This is a genomic window from Oleiphilus sp. HI0128 (assembly GCF_001635365.1).
This window is the reverse complement of the sequence record NZ_LWGG01001437.1, coordinates 1-575: the sequence shown is the minus strand read 5'-3', so window position 1 is coordinate 575 and position 575 is coordinate 1. Positions and strand designations below refer to the sequence as shown.

Annotated in this window: 1 protein-coding gene; it reads left to right on the top strand. The window is 47.1% G+C overall.

The annotated features are described in order from the left end of the window. Positions 1–185 precede the first annotated feature (185 nt). On the top strand, positions 186–575 hold a 390-nt coding region (gene ubiG, locus A3763_RS23725; protein ID WP_068760628.1), incomplete at its 3' end, for a bifunctional 2-polyprenyl-6-hydroxyphenol methylase/3-demethylubiquinol 3-O-methyltransferase UbiG.

Genomic DNA, 575 nt, shown 5'->3' with positions numbered 1-575 from the left:
GTCCAACCAAGTAAGCCATAACTGGGTAAACGGAAAACTCCTTCTTGAAGAAGGCGAACTAAAATATATGGACACGCAGGAAATTATTGTTAAAGCCAAGAGCTGGGCAGCTAAAATTCGCTCGTCGACAGAAAGCTGACAATAAACGCCTTCTAGAAATATTTATAACACACGAATAGAGAAACATGAGCCAAACAGCCGCAAAAAACGTCGATCCAAATGAAATCGCTAAATTCGAAGCACTGGCTAGTCGCTGGTGGGACAAATCAAGCGAGTTTAAGCCGCTTCACGACATCAACCCGCTTCGTCTTAACTATATTGATGAACGCGCTCACCTTCCCGGCAAAAAAGTTGTAGACGTCGGCTGTGGCGGTGGGATCCTCTCTGAAGGGCTATGTCAGCGCGGTGCCTACGTAACGGGTATTGATATGGGTGAAGCCCCACTTTCTGTAGCAAGGCTACACGGTCTTGAATCAGGTGTTGAAGTTGACTATCGACAAATCACCGTAGAGTCCCTTGCTGACGAAGAAGCAGGCACCTATGACGTCGTCACCTGCCTGGAAATGCTTGAACAC